A 17818-nucleotide genomic window follows, 5' to 3' on the forward strand; every position below is an offset into this window, starting at 1 on the left:
TCAAGAGGTTGTGAAATCAGCTTCCTGACCTGAGTATTAGAGGAAAAAACGGCAAAATAGCTCTTCATATTTTGCCGTTTTTTGAGTTAATATCGAAGGACAGCTGATTGAACACTATGTACCAAGAGGTTGTGAAAAAGCTGCCCTGCATCAAGTAATAAGAACAGCCAAGCTAAAACTGCTTCTTATGTTTTTGACTTGGTTGGACTTATTACCGCAGATGCAAGCTTTTGAACACCGTTTACCAAGAGGTTGTGAAAAAGCTGCCCTGCATCAAGTAATAAGAACAGCCAAGCTAAAACAACTTCTTATGTTTTTGACTTGGTTGGACTTATTACCGCAGATGCAAGCTTTTGAATACCGTTTACCAAGAGGTTATGAAAAAGTCGTTTAGTTTCGAGTATGAAGAAAAATTTTGTGAAAATGGTTCCTCACGTTTTGCATAAATTTGACTTAATACCGAGAAACTGATCCCTTCTGTCATAACCTCTTTTTATTTATGTCTGTTTCTTTTTGAAAACAACCATTTTTTCAACGTTTACTCTCTTGCCAATCCAACATCATCTAACGGATACCACTATTTCAATGATTACCATTACACTAAAAAGTCGGAAACTCACCTCTCCGAACACAAATACATAAGACTATAGAATGTTTCATTTAAGAAAAAAAGCGTTTCATTATCAAAAAGGTAAGATCTCCTTTAAAATGAAATTATCTGTAGTACTAATAATGCAGACAATTTTATGAATCTGAAAGGAGCATCTCCAATGAAAGCAGTAACTTGGCAAGGAAAACAGAAAATGGAAATCAGAAACGTAGATGATCCAAAAATATTAGAACCAACAGATGCAATCATCCGTATCACAGCAACAGCCATTTGCGGCTCCGATCTGCATCTTTACCATCATGGTGAAGCAGTTTTGGAAAAAGGGTATGTTGTAGGACACGAACCAATGGGAATCGTTGAAGAAGTGGGATCTCAAGTTCAAACATTGAAAAAAGGGCAACGTGTGGTTATCCCTTTTAATATTAGTTGCGGTCATTGTCATTTCTGCCTGAATCACATGGAAAGCCAATGTGATGAATCAAATCCAGATCAGTTATATGGCGGGCTTTTCGGATTTGGCAAGTTGAACGGTAATCATTGGGGTGGTCAAGCGGAATATCTAAGAGTTCCTTATGCAGACTCTACTTCATTTGTTGTACCAGATAATGATCTTCCTGATGAAAAAGTTTTATTTCTATCAGATATTTTGCCCACAGCTTATTGGAGCGTTGAAAACGCAGGAGTAAAAAAAGGCGATACAGTTGTGATTCTAGGTTCTGGTCCAGTCGGTCTATTCGCTCAAAAATTCGCTGTTATGGCTGGAGCAGAGCGCGTGATCGCAGTAGATCCAGTACAGCACCGTCTAGATAAAGCGGCTAATTACAATGGGGTGGAAACTTATTTCTTAGAAGACACGGCACAAGCTGGAACGGAATTGTATGAACTGGCTAAAGGTGGCGCAGATGTCATTATCGATTGTGTAGGAATGGACGGATTAGAGCCTGTCAAAGAAAAAGCGAAAAATTTAGTAAGCTTACAAAGCGGCACAATCTCTCCATTACAGATGGCATCGCAAGCTGTCAAAAAATTCGGAACAGTCCAAGTAACTGGTGTTTATATGACTCCAGCTTCTTCTTACCCGCTGCAAGAATTTTTTATGAGGGATATCGCTGTCAAGCATGGACAGGCACCAATTATCCATCTAATGCCAAAAATTTACGAAATGATTGCAGAAGGACTATTCGATCCTACACAAATCATTACTCATTCGCTGCCACTATCAGAAGCAGCACAAGCATATGAGATCTTTGACAAAAAAGAAGATAAAAATATAAAAGTTGTTTTGAAACCTTGAATTCAGTAAAAAATACAGGTGATTTTCTTTATGCCCAAAATCAAACGAAATACCCATGAGATCGAAATAGGAAAAGAAGAAGATATCGAAATACGAGGACGTCGCTTCCGCTTCTATTTCCAAAATCGTTACACATTGATCTCACTGGCTGTCGATTTATTAACCGGGATTTTCTATATTTTTGGAAGCCTTGCTTCCTTAACTAAAATCCCCAATCGATATGGCACCTATTTTTATTTGGCTGGTGCTATTTTCTTGACGATTCGTCCTATTCTCAGAATCGTAAGGAACATTTTTATTTACGACGAAAAAAAAGCAATGAAGAGAACAAGCAAAAAAAAAGAGGCATGAGATTTGAAAAAATCTCATGCCTCTTTTTTCACCCTATCGTATCACTTTGATACAGACGAGCGGTCGTCCCACTTTCTTCCTTGACCATTGTCAAAAATGTCCACTCGTATCGTTCATAAAACGTGGTATGATCTGTAATTAAGTAAAGTTTTTCGTACCCAAGTTGATGCATTTCTTTTCTGATTTCCGCTAATATCCGCTTGGCTATCCCCTGCTTACGCTTTTCCGGTTCAACAAACAGGGCACAAAGATTTGGTGTCAAATCAGGGCGGTTATGGAAGTCGTTTTCAATGACGCCCGCTCCTCCGACGATGGTTTCTTTTTCATCTAAGACCACATACCATTGAGGAATACTTTCCTTATTAGCGATTCCAGCACGAATACTTTCCTCATACACAACAGCAGGAACTCCCCATTTTGATGAAAACCACTTCGCACTTTGTTTTACTAATTCTGGGTGTTCTCTTAATTTGATCCAGTTATATGTAACCAATGTTTAAACCTCCGCTAAGTTTTTGATTTTCTCTTGTTTCTTTTTAGAAAAAGTGGCTAGAACCAATTCGTAAGAAATGAGGATCATTTTCTGGATTTCCTCGTCTGATACTTCCTCTTTTGCTAACAGGATCGAATTCCAATGTTTCTTATTTGCATAATAACCGGGGATAATGGTTTCAGGATACATCGTTCGTAATTCTTCATTTTTTTCAGGAAAGTGCTTTAATGTGATCAATGCTTCTTCCTCTGCTTCTTGACTCATCATTCCAAACTGCTTGCCTGCTAAATCAAAGTAAAGCGTGCCCCAATCCTCACGAAAATATACACTTGCCCCAGGCAAAGGATTACCGTATGATTGGAATAGTTCGATCCTTTTTTGAATATCTGCTGTATTCATATGTCACCTCCGACTGAAATAAAACGTTTACAAAAATTATACAAGTCTTTATGAAAATTAGCAATGACAACAATAGTGATGTAAAAAAAAACGGAAAACAATCACTTGTTCTCCGTTTTTTGATTAATCAAGCATCTAAAGCTTCTTTTCTTCTTTCTTGGATCGTAGCTACCTTGACGAACGGTAGATAGATCAAAATAGAAAGAACCAAATTGACAGCGGCTAGTACACCACCTGCAATACTTTTTGTTGCCAATACACCGCCAATAATTGGTGGAGTTACCCATGGAGGCATAACGGTAGCTGCTGGCACTAAACCTGTAGAAGTCGCAAAGTAAGCAACACTAACTAAGACCATTGGTGTCAAAATAAATGGAATGAACATGATCGGGTTCAACACGATAGGTAACCCAAACATCGTTGGTTCATTAATATTGAAGACACCTGGCGCAATCGACAAGTTTGTTACAACCATATATGGTTTGTTTTTACGTCCTACTAAATAAATAGCTAACAGTAAACCTAAAGTTGCACCTGTTCCTCCTAAGTTGACAAAGCTGTCAAAGAAAGGTTTGTTCACGATAAACGGTGCGCTATGTCCAGCTGCGATTGCATTAACGTTTGCTTCAATGGCTGGCGCATTGATTGTTTGCATCAAAGGATCGACCATATTCGCTCCGTGTAAACCAAAGAACCATAAGAATGGTGTGATAAATGCAAGCAGTAAGGCAGATGGATAAGAGTTTGCAAGTCCCATAAATGGTTCTTGGACCACTGTATAGAAAGAACCTACGATATCATCAACACCGAATGCAGCAAAAATTGCAGCAACTAAAGCAAACGCAGAGATAGTGATCATTGCTGGTAGTAATGAAGCAAATGCTTTTGCAACTGCCGGTGGCACACCATCAGGCATTTTGATGATCAATTTTTCATTTCCGCTTAAACGTACAAAGATTTCTGTTGAAATAATCCCAACAATAATAGCAATAAACAAACCGTTTGAGCTCATACCTAATGCTCCGCCTAAAGCGAAGAAAGAGCCTAAAGAAATCACACCTGCGGAAACACCGTCTTTTCGGTAGCCGTTAGCTAAATGATAAGCAAGCAAGAAAGCAATCAAGACAGAAAGAATGGCAAATGTACCGTTCCAAGCAGCAGCCCCGAATCCTTTCCATGATTCACCACCAAAAATTGAGTTCATCAATTCTTGGAACCCGGGAATCGGTAAGTTATTGATCATTACTGCTAATGCTCCTAAGATCATTAACGGCATACTCACCATAAATGAGTCCCGAATCGCAACTAAATGCCGTTGTGCACCAATTTTTGATGCTACAGGTATAAAATGTTTCTCCATAAATGCAACAAATTTATCCATAAATCTTCCCTCTTTTCTTTACTGTAGATTACGCGTTCAATCGACGATACAGATCAATGATCTCTTTTGCTAAATCTGTAAAAGCTATGGATGTCATCAGATGATCTTGACTGTGGACCGTCAAAAGCGTGACTTCAACGTGATTTCCTTGTGCTTCTTGTGTCAGCATCTCTGTTTGAGAGTGATGTGCCTGGACTAAAGATTCCTCTGCATCTTTGATTTTTTCATCTGCTAAAGTGAAATCACCTTTTTTTGCAGCAGCAATCGCTTCCATTGCATCGCTTTTCGCATTTCCGCCAAACATGATCAGACCCATGATGGCTTCTAGATTTTTTTGATCTTCCATTTATTGTATCCTCCGATAATTTTTATTATTTGTTTATTAGTTTTTCTGCTTGGTCGAGTACTTTTTCACCATTCATCATGCCATAGTCAGCCATATTGATTACATCTAAAGGAATGCCTTTAGGTGCTAGCTTTTCAGCAAATTGATTTTGCATAAAGCGTACTTGCGGTCCTAAAAGTAAAACGTCTACATTTTTAGATTCTAGTTGATTATCCGCATCTGAAGCAGATACAGCAAAGATGTCTGCTTCCATTCCTTTTGCTTCTGCTGCCTTTTGCATTTTTGTGACTAGGAGACTTGTACTCATTCCAGCTGAACATACAAGCATGATTGTTTTCTTTTCCATTTTAAACACGTTCCTTTCTATACTTACACTTGTATATAAGCAAGTAGCGTGCCAACTTTAAAAGCGCTTTAAAAAGTTGATATCATCACATTTAAGGTCTATACCAAGTTGCATACACACTAAAAAAGAAAGCGCACACTAAACACACAAATTAATTTTTATTACCTTTTTTCTTTTAACGTGCACAAAAAAAGTTGTGACACAAGACTTGTCACAACTTTTTTCGAATAAACGGTATTCAAAAGCTTGCATCTGCGGTAATAAGTCCAACCAAGTGAAAAACATAAGATGTTGTTTTTACTTTGCTATTCTTATTACTTGATGCAGGACAGCTTTTTCACAACCTCTCAATAAACGGTGTTCAATCAGCTGACCCTGGGTATTAGCTCAAAACGCTGGATTCACAACCTCTTTTATTTCAAATAACCAGTAAATACAATGAACGTCTACAAAAAACTTCTATTTATTTATAGATTTCGTCAGGCAAATCCAATTCTCTCTTATCAATCAAAGTCTGATACCACGAAGCAGATTTTTTCAATGTTCTGCTTCGTTCATCGTTCAATTCGATTCGAACTAATCCATATCGATTCTTAAATGCATTCATTGGTGACACACAGTCAGTGAATGCCCATAACATATAGCCTTCGCAATTTGCGCCTTCTTCTGTTGCTTTGATCAAATAACGCAAATGCTGTCCGATAAATTCGATACGGTAATCATCTTGCACGATTCCTTTCTCATCCATATACTGTTCTTCATATTCTCTTCCCATACCGTTTTCTGTTATCAGCCAAGGGATATTATGATAATTTTCTTTTAGATACATGGCTATATCATACATGATTTTCGGATAGATTTCCCATCCCCTGGAATTATTCATTTTCTTCCCAGGTAAATCAAAGACTTCATAATATCGTTCTGGATGGAAAGGTGTCTCTTCATTCCATTGATAACGAGGGGCGCGAACGCGTTTAGGATAATATTGATTGATTCCAAGGAAATCTACTGTATGATGCTGAATCGTTTCTAAATCCTCTGTTGCAGGATCGAAATAAATCGATTGTTTTTGACACAACTCCAGGAACTCTTCTGTGTAGTACCCTTTTACCATCGGATCAAAAAATACTCGATTATAAAACAAATCATACATATAAGCAGCTTTTTGGTCTTCTGGAGAATTGGATCGAGCATAGACCATTTCAGGATTTAAAATACAGCCAATCCTTCCACCGTAATTTCCGCTGCGGTAAATCTCTACTGCTTTAGCCGTTGCTAAAACTTTATGATAATTCCACATCATCCACTTTTTTGTGTTTTGTTCATGCGGCCAGCGAACAGCATCCAAATAGCAACGCGTTTGGGGAACGATTGGTTCGTTGAATGTAAACCAGTTTTTTACCCTATCACCGTAACGATCAAAGGCAATTTGAGCATACTTAGCATAAAAATCAACTACTTTTCTTGAAGACCAGCCATCATATTTTTCCAAAAGAAAAGCTGGGACTTCATAATGTTCCAAACAAATCATCGGTTCTATGTCTGCTTCGATCAAAGAGTCGATCATTTCACTTATATGCTGAGCATATTCTTCATCTACTATACAGTTCTCATAATCAGTAAAAAAACGAGCCCAATTGATAGAAGTCCGATAATGTGTCAGATGGATGGATTTCATCAGATCCACATCCTGCTGGTATTGTTCCATAAAATTAGTTGCTACGGCTGGGCCATACCCATTATGCCAAACAAAATGTTCATTTTTATACCAGCTATCTATAAATGAATCCTGTCCTTCTTTTTTTCCTTTCCAACCTTCCGTTTGCCAAGCAGAAGATGCAGCACCAAGAATAAAATTTTTTGGAATAGTAATTTTCATGATTTCCTCCTGTTTTTTAGACCCCATCATTTTCCACACGATTTGCTACTTTTACGAATGGCAGATAGATCAAAATAGAAACAATAATACAAACAAGTTGCGTAATAACTGCACCGATATTTCCTGCTGTTGCCAGATAAGCATTGACGATCGGCGGCATCGGCCAAGGGACCATTACAACTGCTTTCGCCGCAAACCCTAAAGCGGTTGCAAAATAACCAATCGTTCCGGTGATAAGAGGCGTTAAGATAAACGGAATAGCTAAAATTGGATTCAGCATGATCGGCATACCAAAAATAACTGGTTCATTGATGTTGAAGATCCCAGGAGCAAGGGATAACTTGGTGATTTGTTTCATATCTTCCCGTTTTCCAACTAACAATACTGCAATCAGTAAACCGATCGTGACTCCAGACCCGCCCATACTCATATACATATCCCAAAATGGCATAGTAATAATGTTCGGTACTTCTTTTCCAGCTTCAAAAGCTTCCGTATTTACAGCAATTGCCGCTAAAAGCAACGGTTCCCGTATCGGCTTCACCATTTGATTTCCATGGATACCAATCACCCAAAAGACTTGCGCAATAAACATCAATAGCAAAATACCCGGTAACCCTTGTACGACACCTTCTAATGGGCGTTGTACGACATTGTAAATGATATCATAAAGGTACATTCCTGTAAGTTCTTTGATGATAAATCCCGCAGCCGCGATACCCGATACAGTCAGAATCGTCGGGAATAAAGCAGAAAAACTAGCAGAAACATTCGTTGGCACGGTATCAGGCATTCTCAGCTGTAGTTTCTTCTGTTTCCTCAACCAGCAATAAAGTTCAATAGAAAGGATGGAGACCAACATTCCCAAAAATAACCCTTTCGTATCTGTATATTGTTTAGCCAATACGTTTTCTACTATAACAGTCTGATTTTCATTCACTAATTCATAAACAGTTGGATTAACAGATAAATAAGACATCACTGCGATGATACCAGGGAATACACCATCCACTTTATTCAGCTTGGCTAATTCGATCCCTATCAGAAAAACAGCATAGATGGTCAAGAAACTTAGTGTGACATAGCTGATGGCAGATGCGATAGGCTTTAATTCTTCTAAAAAACGCAAGAAACTTATCTGTGCTAAGCCATTTTCCGAGTCAAAGACCATTGCTGAAAACAATGTGCCAAAAGCACCCGTAATAATTACCGGAATCAATGCAGCAAATGCGTTTTTTATCACCATGATATACCTTAAATTATTGATTCTCGTTGCCACGTTCCCTAAAACATTGGCTAATTTATCCATAAAACTCATTCCAGATCCCCTCATTCCTGCTTCTTCTCCTTGACGTCATCTCTTTTTGACTATTAGTCAGCGCTTACATTTCGATGAACAGAAACTATTTACTCCTCTTTTTTACCAAATATAAAACAAAAAATCATCTGATGTATTTATCATAAAATACATCAGATGAACTGTCAATTAGTTTCTTTTTCTCCTATTATTTTCTGTAATTCTCTCCGATTTATTGCCATATGGACAGTCATTGCGTCAAACGCAGCAAGTGCGTTCCGCCTTTCGATGGCCTGAACGATCTCTGTATGAATATCGATCGTCTCGATTTTCAGATGCTGGATATCATAATTTTTATTAAACAAAGCAATCGATTCATTAATGATTGGGATAATATGCAGCAAGGCTACGTTTCCGCTAGCTTCTGCAATCATCGTATGAAAATCGATGTCTAATTGAACATGTTCTTGTGTGCCTTCTCGAAAAGAAGTTTCAATCTTTTGCGTTAATTTTTTCATTTGGACGATTTGATTCTTCGTTGCATATTCCGCTGCCAAACCTGCCATCTTAGGCTCCAATAAATATCTCAGTTCAAATAAGTCTCGTATCATCCGATCCTGATCTTCAATCAAAGAAAAACCGAGTGGGTCATTGGCAATCCCTCGCTTATCACTGACAAATGTCCCCGCTCCTTGCCGAACTTCAAGGATATTCCTGGAAGCTAGAGCCCGCACAGCTTCTCGCACCGTGCTTCGCCCCACCTCTAAATAATCGGACAATTCATATTCATTCGGCAGTTTATCTCCTACTTGCAACTGCATTTCCTTTAAATATCTAAGGATCTTGTCAGTAGTTACTTCTACTAGGGTTTTATTTTCTTCCAAACCACATACCTTCTTTTCATCTGATGTATTTTTTCGTAATTATTATAACACGTTTGAATCATCTGATGATTTTTTGTATACAAAATTGATTAATCCGTTCATAGACATACAAACGAAGAAGATATTTACCATAAAAAAGACTAGGATAAAATTCACTCCTAGCCTTCGATCATTTTTATTTTGAACGACAAAAAATATGATGTTCAATAACAGACGATCTTCATTCGATTCTTGATGTCATCTTTTGTTTTTTTTAATATATGGATAAAAAGTTTGATTACATCGTTTCTATTCTAGAATTTGGTCGATTCTCAATTCTTCTTCTGGTGAGAAATCTAAATTATCCATCATTCGAACACTTTCTTGTAACTGACTTAACCGACTTGCTCCGACCAGTACACTTGTAACAGATTTTTGTCGCAAATTCCATGCAAGGGCCATTTGCGCTAATGATTGTCCTCGTGATACGGCGATTGTTTGCAGTGCTTTGATTTTTTCCAGAGTTGATCCAACTTGTTCTTCTGAAAGGAATGGTATTTCCTTACGATGTGCTCTAGAATCTTCAGGAATACCATGTAGATAACGATTTGTCAGCAACCCTTGAGCAAGCGGACTGAACGTGATTGCCCCTAGCCCTTCTTCTTCTAATACTGGAGATAGATCGTCTTCTAGTAGTGCACGAGAAAACATATTGTAGCGCATCTGATGAATAATGAACGGTGCTTCTTTTCTTTTTAAAATTTCAGCCATTTTTTTTGTATCTTCTCCATTATAGTTGGATATACCAATATATAATGCTTTTCCTTGTCTTACAAGTTGCATCAAAGCTTCTGCTGTTTCTTCCAAAGGTGTATCAGGGTCTGGGCGATGATGGTAGAAGATGTCAACATAATCTAGCCCCATTCTTTGGAGACTTTGGTCACAACTTGAAATGATGGATTTACGAGAGCCCCATTCCCCATATGGCCCTTCCCACATATGATAACCTGCTTTGCTAGAAATAATCAGTTCATCACGGTAGGCTTGAAAATCTTCTCTAAAAATACGCCCAAAGTTTTTCTCTGCAGCTCCAGCAGGGCCTCCATAATTATTCGCAAGGTCGAAATGGGTAATTCCCATGTCGAATGCGCCTCTTAAAATCTCTCTTTGGTTATGGATAGGATCATAATCACCAAAATTTTGCCATAATCCGAGAGATAAAATCGGTAATTTCAAACCTGAATGACCGGATTTACGATATTCCATTTTTTCATAACGTGCACTATCTGCAATATACAATTTTTCTCCTCCTCATCAAATCTTTTTAAAACGCTTTCTTGTTTTCTATTTTTAGTTTACTACATTTTAAAGAAAAGGAGTTAATCAAAATGATTTTTTCGTATATTTTTTTGCCATTTGTTTTTTACTCGTTGATAGATCAGAAATTGATTACGTGCTTGCTGGATTTTTTTATAACGTTTCGGTTGTTTTTTGTAAAATTGCTGATGATAGTTTTCTGCTGGCCAAAACGTACCGGCTGGTTCGATTTTTGTGACGATTGGTTGGTGGAAAGTTCCTGAACTGTCTAGTTTCTGTTTTGATTGTTCCGCTAATTCTTTTTGTCGTTCGTCTTGATAAAAAATCACTGGACGATATTGCTTCCCTCTATCTTGAAATTGTCCAAATGTATCTGTGGGATCAGTAATTTGCCAATAGATTGTCAGCAACTCGCTATAACTTATTTCTCTTGTGTCATAAATGATCTCCACAGCTTCCACATGACCTGTGTAACCACCACTTACTTGATCATAATTTGGTTTTTCAACATGTCCGCCCGTGTATCCTGACAAAACAGATAGGATCCCTTTTTTCGATTCAAACGGCTCGACCATACACCAGAAACATCCCCCTGCAAATACTGCACGTTCTTGATAGTCAGCATCTTGCATGGCATGCTTGGAAAAGTCATATTTTTGCTCCTTATCAAATCCTTCCGTAAGCAATAAATAAAAGTCCATTACATCAGGCGTCAGATTCATTCGGATAGCTAATGGACGTAGTGTTGCTTCTAGTTTTGATAACTGTTCTTTAACGGATATATTTTCTCTTGTGTCATTCTTTGTCTGAATCAATACTTTTCGTTCCCAATCTCGTGTATTCGGATTCAAAATCAGATTATAAAGTGTTTGAATGAATATTTGTTCCTCATCCATAGATTCTCCTCCTTTCCGAAGAAGACAAGCTAGTGACTTTAGCTGTAATTTATCATAAAGTGAGGAAATAAGCGATTGAATCGTATTTATTCAAAGAAGATAAGCAGCTTCAGATGATATAAGATGATCTTTATCTTAAAAAGCATACTCTATGGTTTGGTTTAACTAAAAAACGACCTCTGAAAAAAGGGATGTTCTCCAATTCTCAGAAGTCGAGTAAAGATGATTCTTTTTTATGAGCGATAATAAACTTCATCCAAAAACAGACCTTGTGCAGGGACGGTTTCTCCTGCATGTTGCCGCACTTTGCTTTCAAATATTTCATCGATTGTTTCTATCGGCATAGCACCTGTGCCGATTTCTAGTAATGTCCCCATGATAATCCGCACCATTTTATATAAGAATCCGTCTCCGACAAAAGTAAAATGAAGCATTTCTCCCTTTCGTTCGATAGATAATTCATCAATCGTACGCACTGTGGATTTTTTTGATTTTTTCAATGCAGAAAAACCAATGAAATCATGTGTACCCATCAATTTTTCGCAAGCTGCATTCAGCTTATCCATATCCAACTTTTGAGGGAAATAAAAGCTGTGGTTTCGCTCAAACGCTGAAGGAATCACGCTGTTCCAAACATAATAGCTGTATTTTTTGCCCACCGCATTATATCTTGAATGGAAGCGCTCAGGCATTTCTTCGATTCTTTTGATGACAATATCCCGCGGAAGGTAACGATTCATAAAGTCGATCATTTCTGCCAGTCCAATTTCTGTGTTTGTTTTGAAATTTGCTACTTGTCCTCGCGCATGGGTGCCAGCATCTGTTCTTCCTGATCCAATAATTTCTATCTCTTCATTTGTCATCTGATGCAATACTTTTTCGATTTTTCCTTGAATGGTTTTATCGTCATCTCCAAGTCTTTGCCAGCCTGAATATCTTTTTCCGTCATATTCAATTGTCAACTTGATGTTTCTCATATTTATTTAACTCCTTTATGATCAGTTACAATTTATTTGCTTCATGAGTATAACATAATCTAAATAGCGTAGCTTGCAAACTATTGATGTCTCCTTGATTTTCAGATACTCATTTTAAAATAATGCTAGTTTTCCTAATTCTCATTGTCTATACTTGATATATATTCTTTAATTTATTATCGGAGGAACTTGTTTTGAAAAAACTGTTAAAAAAAGATGCTTTCACTTACTATTCTATTTTAAGCATCTGCTTATGGGTCGTTATCGTTAGTCTTTATATGTGGTGGCCTATTGCTGGAAAAGCCCCTGTTGAGCTATGGGATGGTCAATCCCAACACTTTGTTTCATTTGTTTATTTTGGCGAATATATTCGGGAAATAATCAAAAATATTTTGATTGATCATAACTTTTCTATCCCAACTTATGATTTTAGTATTGGTTATGGTCAAGATATTTTAGGAACGTTACATTACTATATCATTGGTGATCCTTTTTCACTATTAGCAGTATTTGCTAAACCAAAGTATGCAGAATTTGCCTTTTCATTAGCAATCATGTTACGCATTTTCTTTTCCGGAATCTCTATATCGATCTTTCTTCGATATAAGAAAATGGCCAATTATCAAACTTTTATCGCCACATTCATTTATGTATTCTCTGGTTTCGCACTAAGTTCTGCTTGGAAACACCCTTACTTCATCAATCCGATGATTTATCTACCATTGCTATGTTTGGGGCTTGAGTATATCTTCGAGAAAAGAGGATATAAACTCTTTACGTTTATGATTTTCATTTCTGTTATCAGCAACTTTTATTTCTTTTATATGCTTTCTATCTTAATCTTTTTATACGCTGTTTACAGATATTTTGAACTTTATACTTTAAAAGACTATAAAGTGTTGTTTTCTCTTTTATTCAAATCTATTGGTAGTTACGTATTAGGAATAATGATGGGCTCCGTTATTTTCATTCCCGTAATTAATCAATTTTTCAATGCTGGACGCGGGGAGATTCATTCAACGCTCTTACCTTTTTACACGAAATCATTTTATTTGAATTTTGTGAAAAACTTTATTTCACCAGTTTACGGAGGAGAAGCCACAACTGTCACAGCCTTTTTCCCAATCATCATTTTTGTATTATCCGTTATTTTATATCGTTCTAAGCAAAAAAATAATTTTGCAAGACTTGATCTTTTAGCCATTAGCTTGTTGACTATTTTCTTATTCTTTCCATTTTTTGGTAGTCTTTTCAACGGATTCTCTTATAGCACGAATCGTTGGATGTTTGGTTATGCATTCTTTTGGGCTTTTCTAACAGCAAAATACTTACCTGTTTTAGTTGAATCCGCAACTGATTTATCAAAAAGAAAACGGTTTGTGCATATTTCTTCTATTGTTTTCTTTTTCTTTATCCTTTTCACTTTTGCAAACTATAAACGAAATGTACCGCCTTATATCGGTTTGATCTTCCTGTTGCTCTATTCAACTATCTTCTTATTGTTTGCTAATTCGAAAAAAACAAAAATCGCGTTGAGTATACTGGTATTTTTGAATGCTCTAGTTTATGGAGCCTTTCAAACAAATATCAAAATCAATCCCCTTATCATTAACAGTTATACTGATAAAAATATCGTAGAAAATGATTATTGGGCACCAAAAAGTTCAGCTATCTCAGATATTATCAATAAAGATACTGACTGGTCTCGGTATGAATTGTCTAAAACTGGAAATCCTCGTTCCGAAGAAAACAATGCTTTGTTAAGGGGAATAAATAGTACGAATTTTTATTTTAGTTTAGCAAATAAAAATATTTTTTCCTTCAATAAGTCTATTGAGAACAATATCAACAGTGACTATGAATATTATGGGCTAGATAGTCGTGCAGAATTAGGCACTTTAGCAAATAGCAAATATTACGCAAAACTAAAAACTGACACTAATCAAGATATTCCTTTTGGTTATACTTATTTACAAACAATCAATAAAAATGGTCAAGATGTAGAAATCTATCAGAATACAAATTTCCTACCTTTTGGCTATACGTACGATTCCTATATCAAACAAAATGATACTCAAACTAGTTCATTAGCTATTATGGATAGTATGACAAAAAGTGTTATTATAAATAAAGATATCTCTGGTCTAAAGAAAAATCAGATTACCGATAAAGGAATCAAAAAACTGAACGATCATATACAGCAAACGGATGGAGTAGAGATAAAAGGAAATCAGTATATCGTTTCTAAGAACAATGCAACTGTTACGTTCTCTGTAGACGCTCCATCTGATTTGACAAATAATTATTTGTTTCTACGGTTTAAGAGAATAAACTATCCTAATACACAACCAGGATTATTTCTTCCAACTGAGACTGCCACGTATTTAAAAGTAACTTATGGACAACTGTCAAAAGAGTTTAATTTTCGAAATCAATATCAAGGATGGTACGTAGGGATCAAAAATTCCTTACTTAATTTAGGGACAGTGCAACCTAATCAAACTATTCAAGTCAGCTTTAGAAATCAAGGAGTCTATACATTTGATTCTATTGAGTTATATACGCGTGACTATAGTCAATTAAGTACGGAAATAGCTAAATTAAGAGAAAACACACTTCAGAATGTTCATTTTTCGGCAAATGAAGTATCTGGTGAACTAAATCTGGAAAAAGAAAAACTGCTTTTATTAACCATCCCTTATGAAAAAGGATGGACTGCTTATGATAACGGTAAGAAAATACCAATTATCCAATCGAATTATATGTATACAGGATTACTCCTCAATCCAGGTAATCATCAAATCAAACTGATCTATCATACACCTGGTTTAACGACAGGTTGGATACTCACTATCGTTGGATGGATCATCTTCTTATTCACTATTATCTTGAAAAAACGATTTTCTTTTAAATAATTCAAGAAATTGTGTCAGAAGTGGGCAACTTCAAGAAATTTGGGTTTATTTCCAAAAGATACTTCCGGAACACCCTTTGTTCGAAATAAGGGACTGTGACAATACTTTTGTCGCAGTCCCTTTTTATTTCACTTATATTCTAAAAGGTAAATTGCCATTATGAATTACATGAATTCATAATGAATCACTTCTTTATATTCCTCATATAATTCTGCGTTTCGCAGATCGCCCCCATCTAAATTCGCCGAATAAAATATAGGAGGATGTTTTATCCCATTTGCAATAAGCTGTTCGCAAACTTCCACGATGATCGTATTGAGGATGGCTGCACCGATTACAGTAGAGGAAGGACCAGCTTTTTGTACGATACCTGTCAGCTCACAGCAAGCATCTCCTATATCCCCATGGTTATCGATAACTATATCAGAAACCTCAAACAATCGTTTCCCTGATGAATGACGACTAGTCACCGATCGTGAATATTGGACATTCGTCAAACTAATGATTTTTACGCCCTTCGCTTTGGCAGCTAATGCTAAATCAATAATGATTGGGTTTCTTCCCGATACTGAGTGAAGGATCAATACATCTTGATTTTTAAATGAAACTGTTTTTGCTAAATTCGTTCCATATCTTTCTAAACGTTCCATTTGACTGGTAAAGGTGATAGGGGAACGATCTAGCATCACTTCTCGTCCAAAGATAGCATTGATGGTCATCATCCCACCTGCCCGATAATACATCTCTTCCGCTAAGATACCAGCATGACTAGCACCAAAAATATAGACCGAACGTTTTTGCAGATTCGCTTGGGTCAATACATCGATTGCTTCTTTGATTGACTTTTTTTCTTCCTTTTCAACCAAATCTAATAACTGTTTGATTTTATCCATATATTTGAACATCTAGAACCCTCCAAACAAACCGCTGAATCCTCTACCGATCATTCCCCATAACGACAAATCATTTCCGCCGAAAATCAATATCCAGCTTTGGATTGTCGTACTAAAAACAATAGCTGAAAAAACCGCTAATACGACCATGACAAATGAAGCTGCGATTGTTCCGACAACCGCTCCACGAAAGCCACCTTGACCTTCACCGATGACTGCTGCACCACCACATTCAAAGAAACTTGTGATTACTAATGGCACAAGCAACACGCCGAATAGATGGAATGAATTCGCCAAAACAACTAAAATCGTAGAAGTGATCATTGCCACGATAAAACCGATAATCACTGCATTTGGTCGATAATTGAATAAAATAGGCACATCAAATGCTGGTTTCGCTCCCGGTACGACTTTTTCTGCAATCCCTTGAAATGCTGGAATGATTTGATTGATCAGTAGTCGGACACCATATAGCATAATGAGTAGTCCTGCACCAAAATTCAACCCTGCTTCAATCGAAAACATCAGGAGATTATCCCCTTCTGGTATCAAAACAGGTGCGATGATCCCAACTACGGTATTCATCAAGAACATGACTAGTGCACCTGTAATTGAGATTTCTCGGAAAAATGAAAGATTCTCAGGTACTTTGATATCTTCTGTCGATTTTTCTTTATTTCCTACTCGTTTTGCTACAAATCCTGAAACTAAAGACAAAATACCCGTTGGATGACCAATCAGGAAAGAATCATCTCCCGTAGCATCCCAGACATATTTGCGCATGATCCACGGCATGAAAGACCAATAACAAGCCGATAAAATCCCGCTGATTCCAATCAATGCTCCCCCTGACAGTCCTGCTTCCACACCAGTTGCTACAAATACGAAAGGAAACCACCAAAGCATATGACCTGTTAAAAAGATCGTCTTCACAGGTGTAAACCGAGCAATCAATAAATGGATAACCAATCCTAAAAACATAGCTAATCCGACCGTCCCGCCATATTCTGCAGTAAACGTCACATCAGATAGTCCTTCTGTCACTTCTACACCCAACTGTGTTTGGACAGCTATATTGATTGGAGAAATCGTTCCGACCAGCATATTGACTCCGGCGGTCAAAGCAACCATACCAAATGCAGCGGTCAAAGCTCCCTTAACCGTTTCTGAAAATGATTTTCGCTGGATGATCAGCCCGAGCATCGCAATCAAACCTAACAAGACGGGCGGATTCTTCAAGATGTGTTCACTAATGAAATTCATTCTTTTATTCCCCCTTATCAGCTAGATATTGTTCCAATTGCGCCTTTATTTCTGAAGTATCCATATACTTTTTAATAGGATAAACAGGCGCTTTTACAGAAGCTTTTAGTTCTGGAAGTAATTCATGACTTGTAAAATAAACATCTGCCATCGTTGCTTTGGCAGTGGATAAATCTGTATTTTCCACTGTCGCCTTTAAACCAAGCTCCTTAATTACTTTATCAAGAGACATTTTCAAAACCATAGAACTCCCCACACCAAATCCACATACTGCTAAAATTTTCATTTTTCTTCCTCC

At 37.1% G+C, this 17818-nt stretch carries 17 protein-coding genes; 3 read left to right on the forward strand and 14 right to left on the reverse strand.

What is annotated here, in order from left to right:
• Positions 1 to 770 precede the first annotated feature (770 nt).
• A complete protein-coding gene (locus tag OS138_RS08345) occupies positions 771 to 1904 on the forward strand; it encodes an alcohol dehydrogenase catalytic domain-containing protein (RefSeq protein WP_002299903.1) in 1134 nt (377 codons plus the stop codon).
• 30 nt (positions 1905 to 1934) lie between these two features.
• Positions 1935 to 2255 (forward strand): YrhK family protein, encoded by a 321-nt coding sequence (locus OS138_RS08350; RefSeq protein ID WP_002325902.1) that lies wholly within the window; start codon positions 1935 to 1937, stop codon positions 2253 to 2255.
• Between the two features lie 28 nt (positions 2256 to 2283).
• On the opposite strand, the gene OS138_RS08355 is transcribed toward OS138_RS08350, so the two are convergent.
• From OS138_RS08355 to truA, 11 genes are all read right to left on the reverse strand, one after another.
• Positions 2284 to 2748 carry a GNAT family N-acetyltransferase gene (locus tag OS138_RS08355; RefSeq protein WP_002325903.1) on the reverse strand — a complete coding sequence of 155 codons (465 nt, stop codon included), beginning with the start codon at positions 2746 to 2748 and terminating at the stop codon, positions 2284 to 2286.
• A 3-nt stretch (positions 2749 to 2751) separates the two neighbouring features.
• The gene (locus OS138_RS08360) at positions 2752 to 3147 is read right to left on the reverse strand and encodes an MmcQ/YjbR family DNA-binding protein (protein WP_325069987.1); all 396 of its coding nucleotides are present in this window, start codon (positions 3145 to 3147) and stop codon (positions 2752 to 2754) included.
• A 127-nt stretch (positions 3148 to 3274) separates the two neighbouring features.
• On the reverse strand, positions 3275 to 4528 hold the full coding sequence (locus OS138_RS08365; protein ID WP_002287577.1) for a PTS sugar transporter subunit IIC: 1254 nt from the start codon (positions 4526 to 4528) through the stop codon (positions 3275 to 3277).
• Between the two features lie 28 nt (positions 4529 to 4556).
• Positions 4557 to 4874 (reverse strand): PTS lactose/cellobiose transporter subunit IIA, encoded by a 318-nt coding sequence (locus tag OS138_RS08370; protein ID WP_002287579.1) that lies wholly within the window; start codon positions 4872 to 4874, stop codon positions 4557 to 4559.
• 25 nt (positions 4875 to 4899) lie between these two features.
• Positions 4900 to 5220 (reverse strand): PTS sugar transporter subunit IIB, encoded by a 321-nt coding sequence (locus OS138_RS08375; protein ID WP_002287582.1) that lies wholly within the window; start codon positions 5218 to 5220, stop codon positions 4900 to 4902.
• A gap of 463 nt (positions 5221 to 5683) precedes the next feature.
• On the reverse strand, positions 5684 to 7099 hold the full coding sequence (locus OS138_RS08380; RefSeq protein ID WP_002325905.1) for a glycoside hydrolase family 1 protein: 1416 nt from the start codon (positions 7097 to 7099) through the stop codon (positions 5684 to 5686).
• Between the two features lie 16 nt (positions 7100 to 7115).
• Entirely contained in the window at positions 7116 to 8432 is a 1317-nt protein-coding gene (locus OS138_RS08385) for a PTS sugar transporter subunit IIC (protein ID WP_002307860.1), read from the reverse strand.
• Between the two features lie 149 nt (positions 8433 to 8581).
• Complete coding sequence (locus OS138_RS08390) at positions 8582 to 9280, reverse strand: FadR/GntR family transcriptional regulator (protein ID WP_002287585.1); 699 nt, start codon at positions 9278 to 9280, stop codon at positions 8582 to 8584.
• 288 nt (positions 9281 to 9568) lie between these two features.
• Entirely contained in the window at positions 9569 to 10525 is a 957-nt protein-coding gene (locus tag OS138_RS08395; RefSeq protein ID WP_442784208.1) for an aldo/keto reductase, read from the reverse strand.
• Between the two features lie 113 nt (positions 10526 to 10638).
• Positions 10639 to 11472 (reverse strand): peptide-methionine (S)-S-oxide reductase MsrA, encoded by an 834-nt coding sequence (gene msrA / locus OS138_RS08400; RefSeq protein ID WP_002325906.1) that lies wholly within the window; start codon positions 11470 to 11472, stop codon positions 10639 to 10641.
• Between the two features lie 233 nt (positions 11473 to 11705).
• Positions 11706 to 12449 carry a tRNA pseudouridine(38-40) synthase TruA gene (truA, locus tag OS138_RS08405; protein ID WP_002325907.1) on the reverse strand — a complete coding sequence of 248 codons (744 nt, stop codon included), beginning with the start codon at positions 12447 to 12449 and terminating at the stop codon, positions 11706 to 11708.
• A gap of 194 nt (positions 12450 to 12643) precedes the next feature.
• Here truA and OS138_RS08410 point away from each other — a divergent pair, with 194 nt between their 5' ends.
• Positions 12644 to 15364, forward strand: a complete 2721-nt coding sequence (locus tag OS138_RS08410) for a YfhO family protein (protein ID WP_325069990.1) — start codon at positions 12644 to 12646, stop codon at positions 15362 to 15364.
• Between the two features lie 164 nt (positions 15365 to 15528).
• Here OS138_RS08410 and OS138_RS08415 read toward each other — a convergent pair whose 3' ends face one another.
• From OS138_RS08415 to OS138_RS08425, 3 genes are read right to left on the reverse strand one after another with little or no spacing between them, the layout of a single operon-like run.
• Positions 15529 to 16269 (reverse strand): sugar isomerase domain-containing protein, encoded by a 741-nt coding sequence (locus OS138_RS08415; RefSeq protein WP_002333986.1) that lies wholly within the window; start codon positions 16267 to 16269, stop codon positions 15529 to 15531.
• Positions 16270 to 17520 (reverse strand): PTS ascorbate transporter subunit IIC, encoded by a 1251-nt coding sequence (locus OS138_RS08420; protein ID WP_325069991.1) that lies wholly within the window; start codon positions 17518 to 17520, stop codon positions 16270 to 16272. It abuts the gene before it with no gap.
• A 4-nt stretch (positions 17521 to 17524) separates the two neighbouring features.
• The gene (locus OS138_RS08425) at positions 17525 to 17806 is read right to left on the reverse strand and encodes a PTS sugar transporter subunit IIB (protein WP_002292323.1); all 282 of its coding nucleotides are present in this window, start codon (positions 17804 to 17806) and stop codon (positions 17525 to 17527) included.
• Positions 17807 to 17818: the final 12 nt, after the last annotated feature.

It is taken from the genome of Enterococcus sp. E5-37 (assembly GCF_035726925.1).
Classification (GTDB): Bacteria; Bacillota; Bacilli; order Lactobacillales; family Enterococcaceae; genus Enterococcus_B; species Enterococcus_B faecium.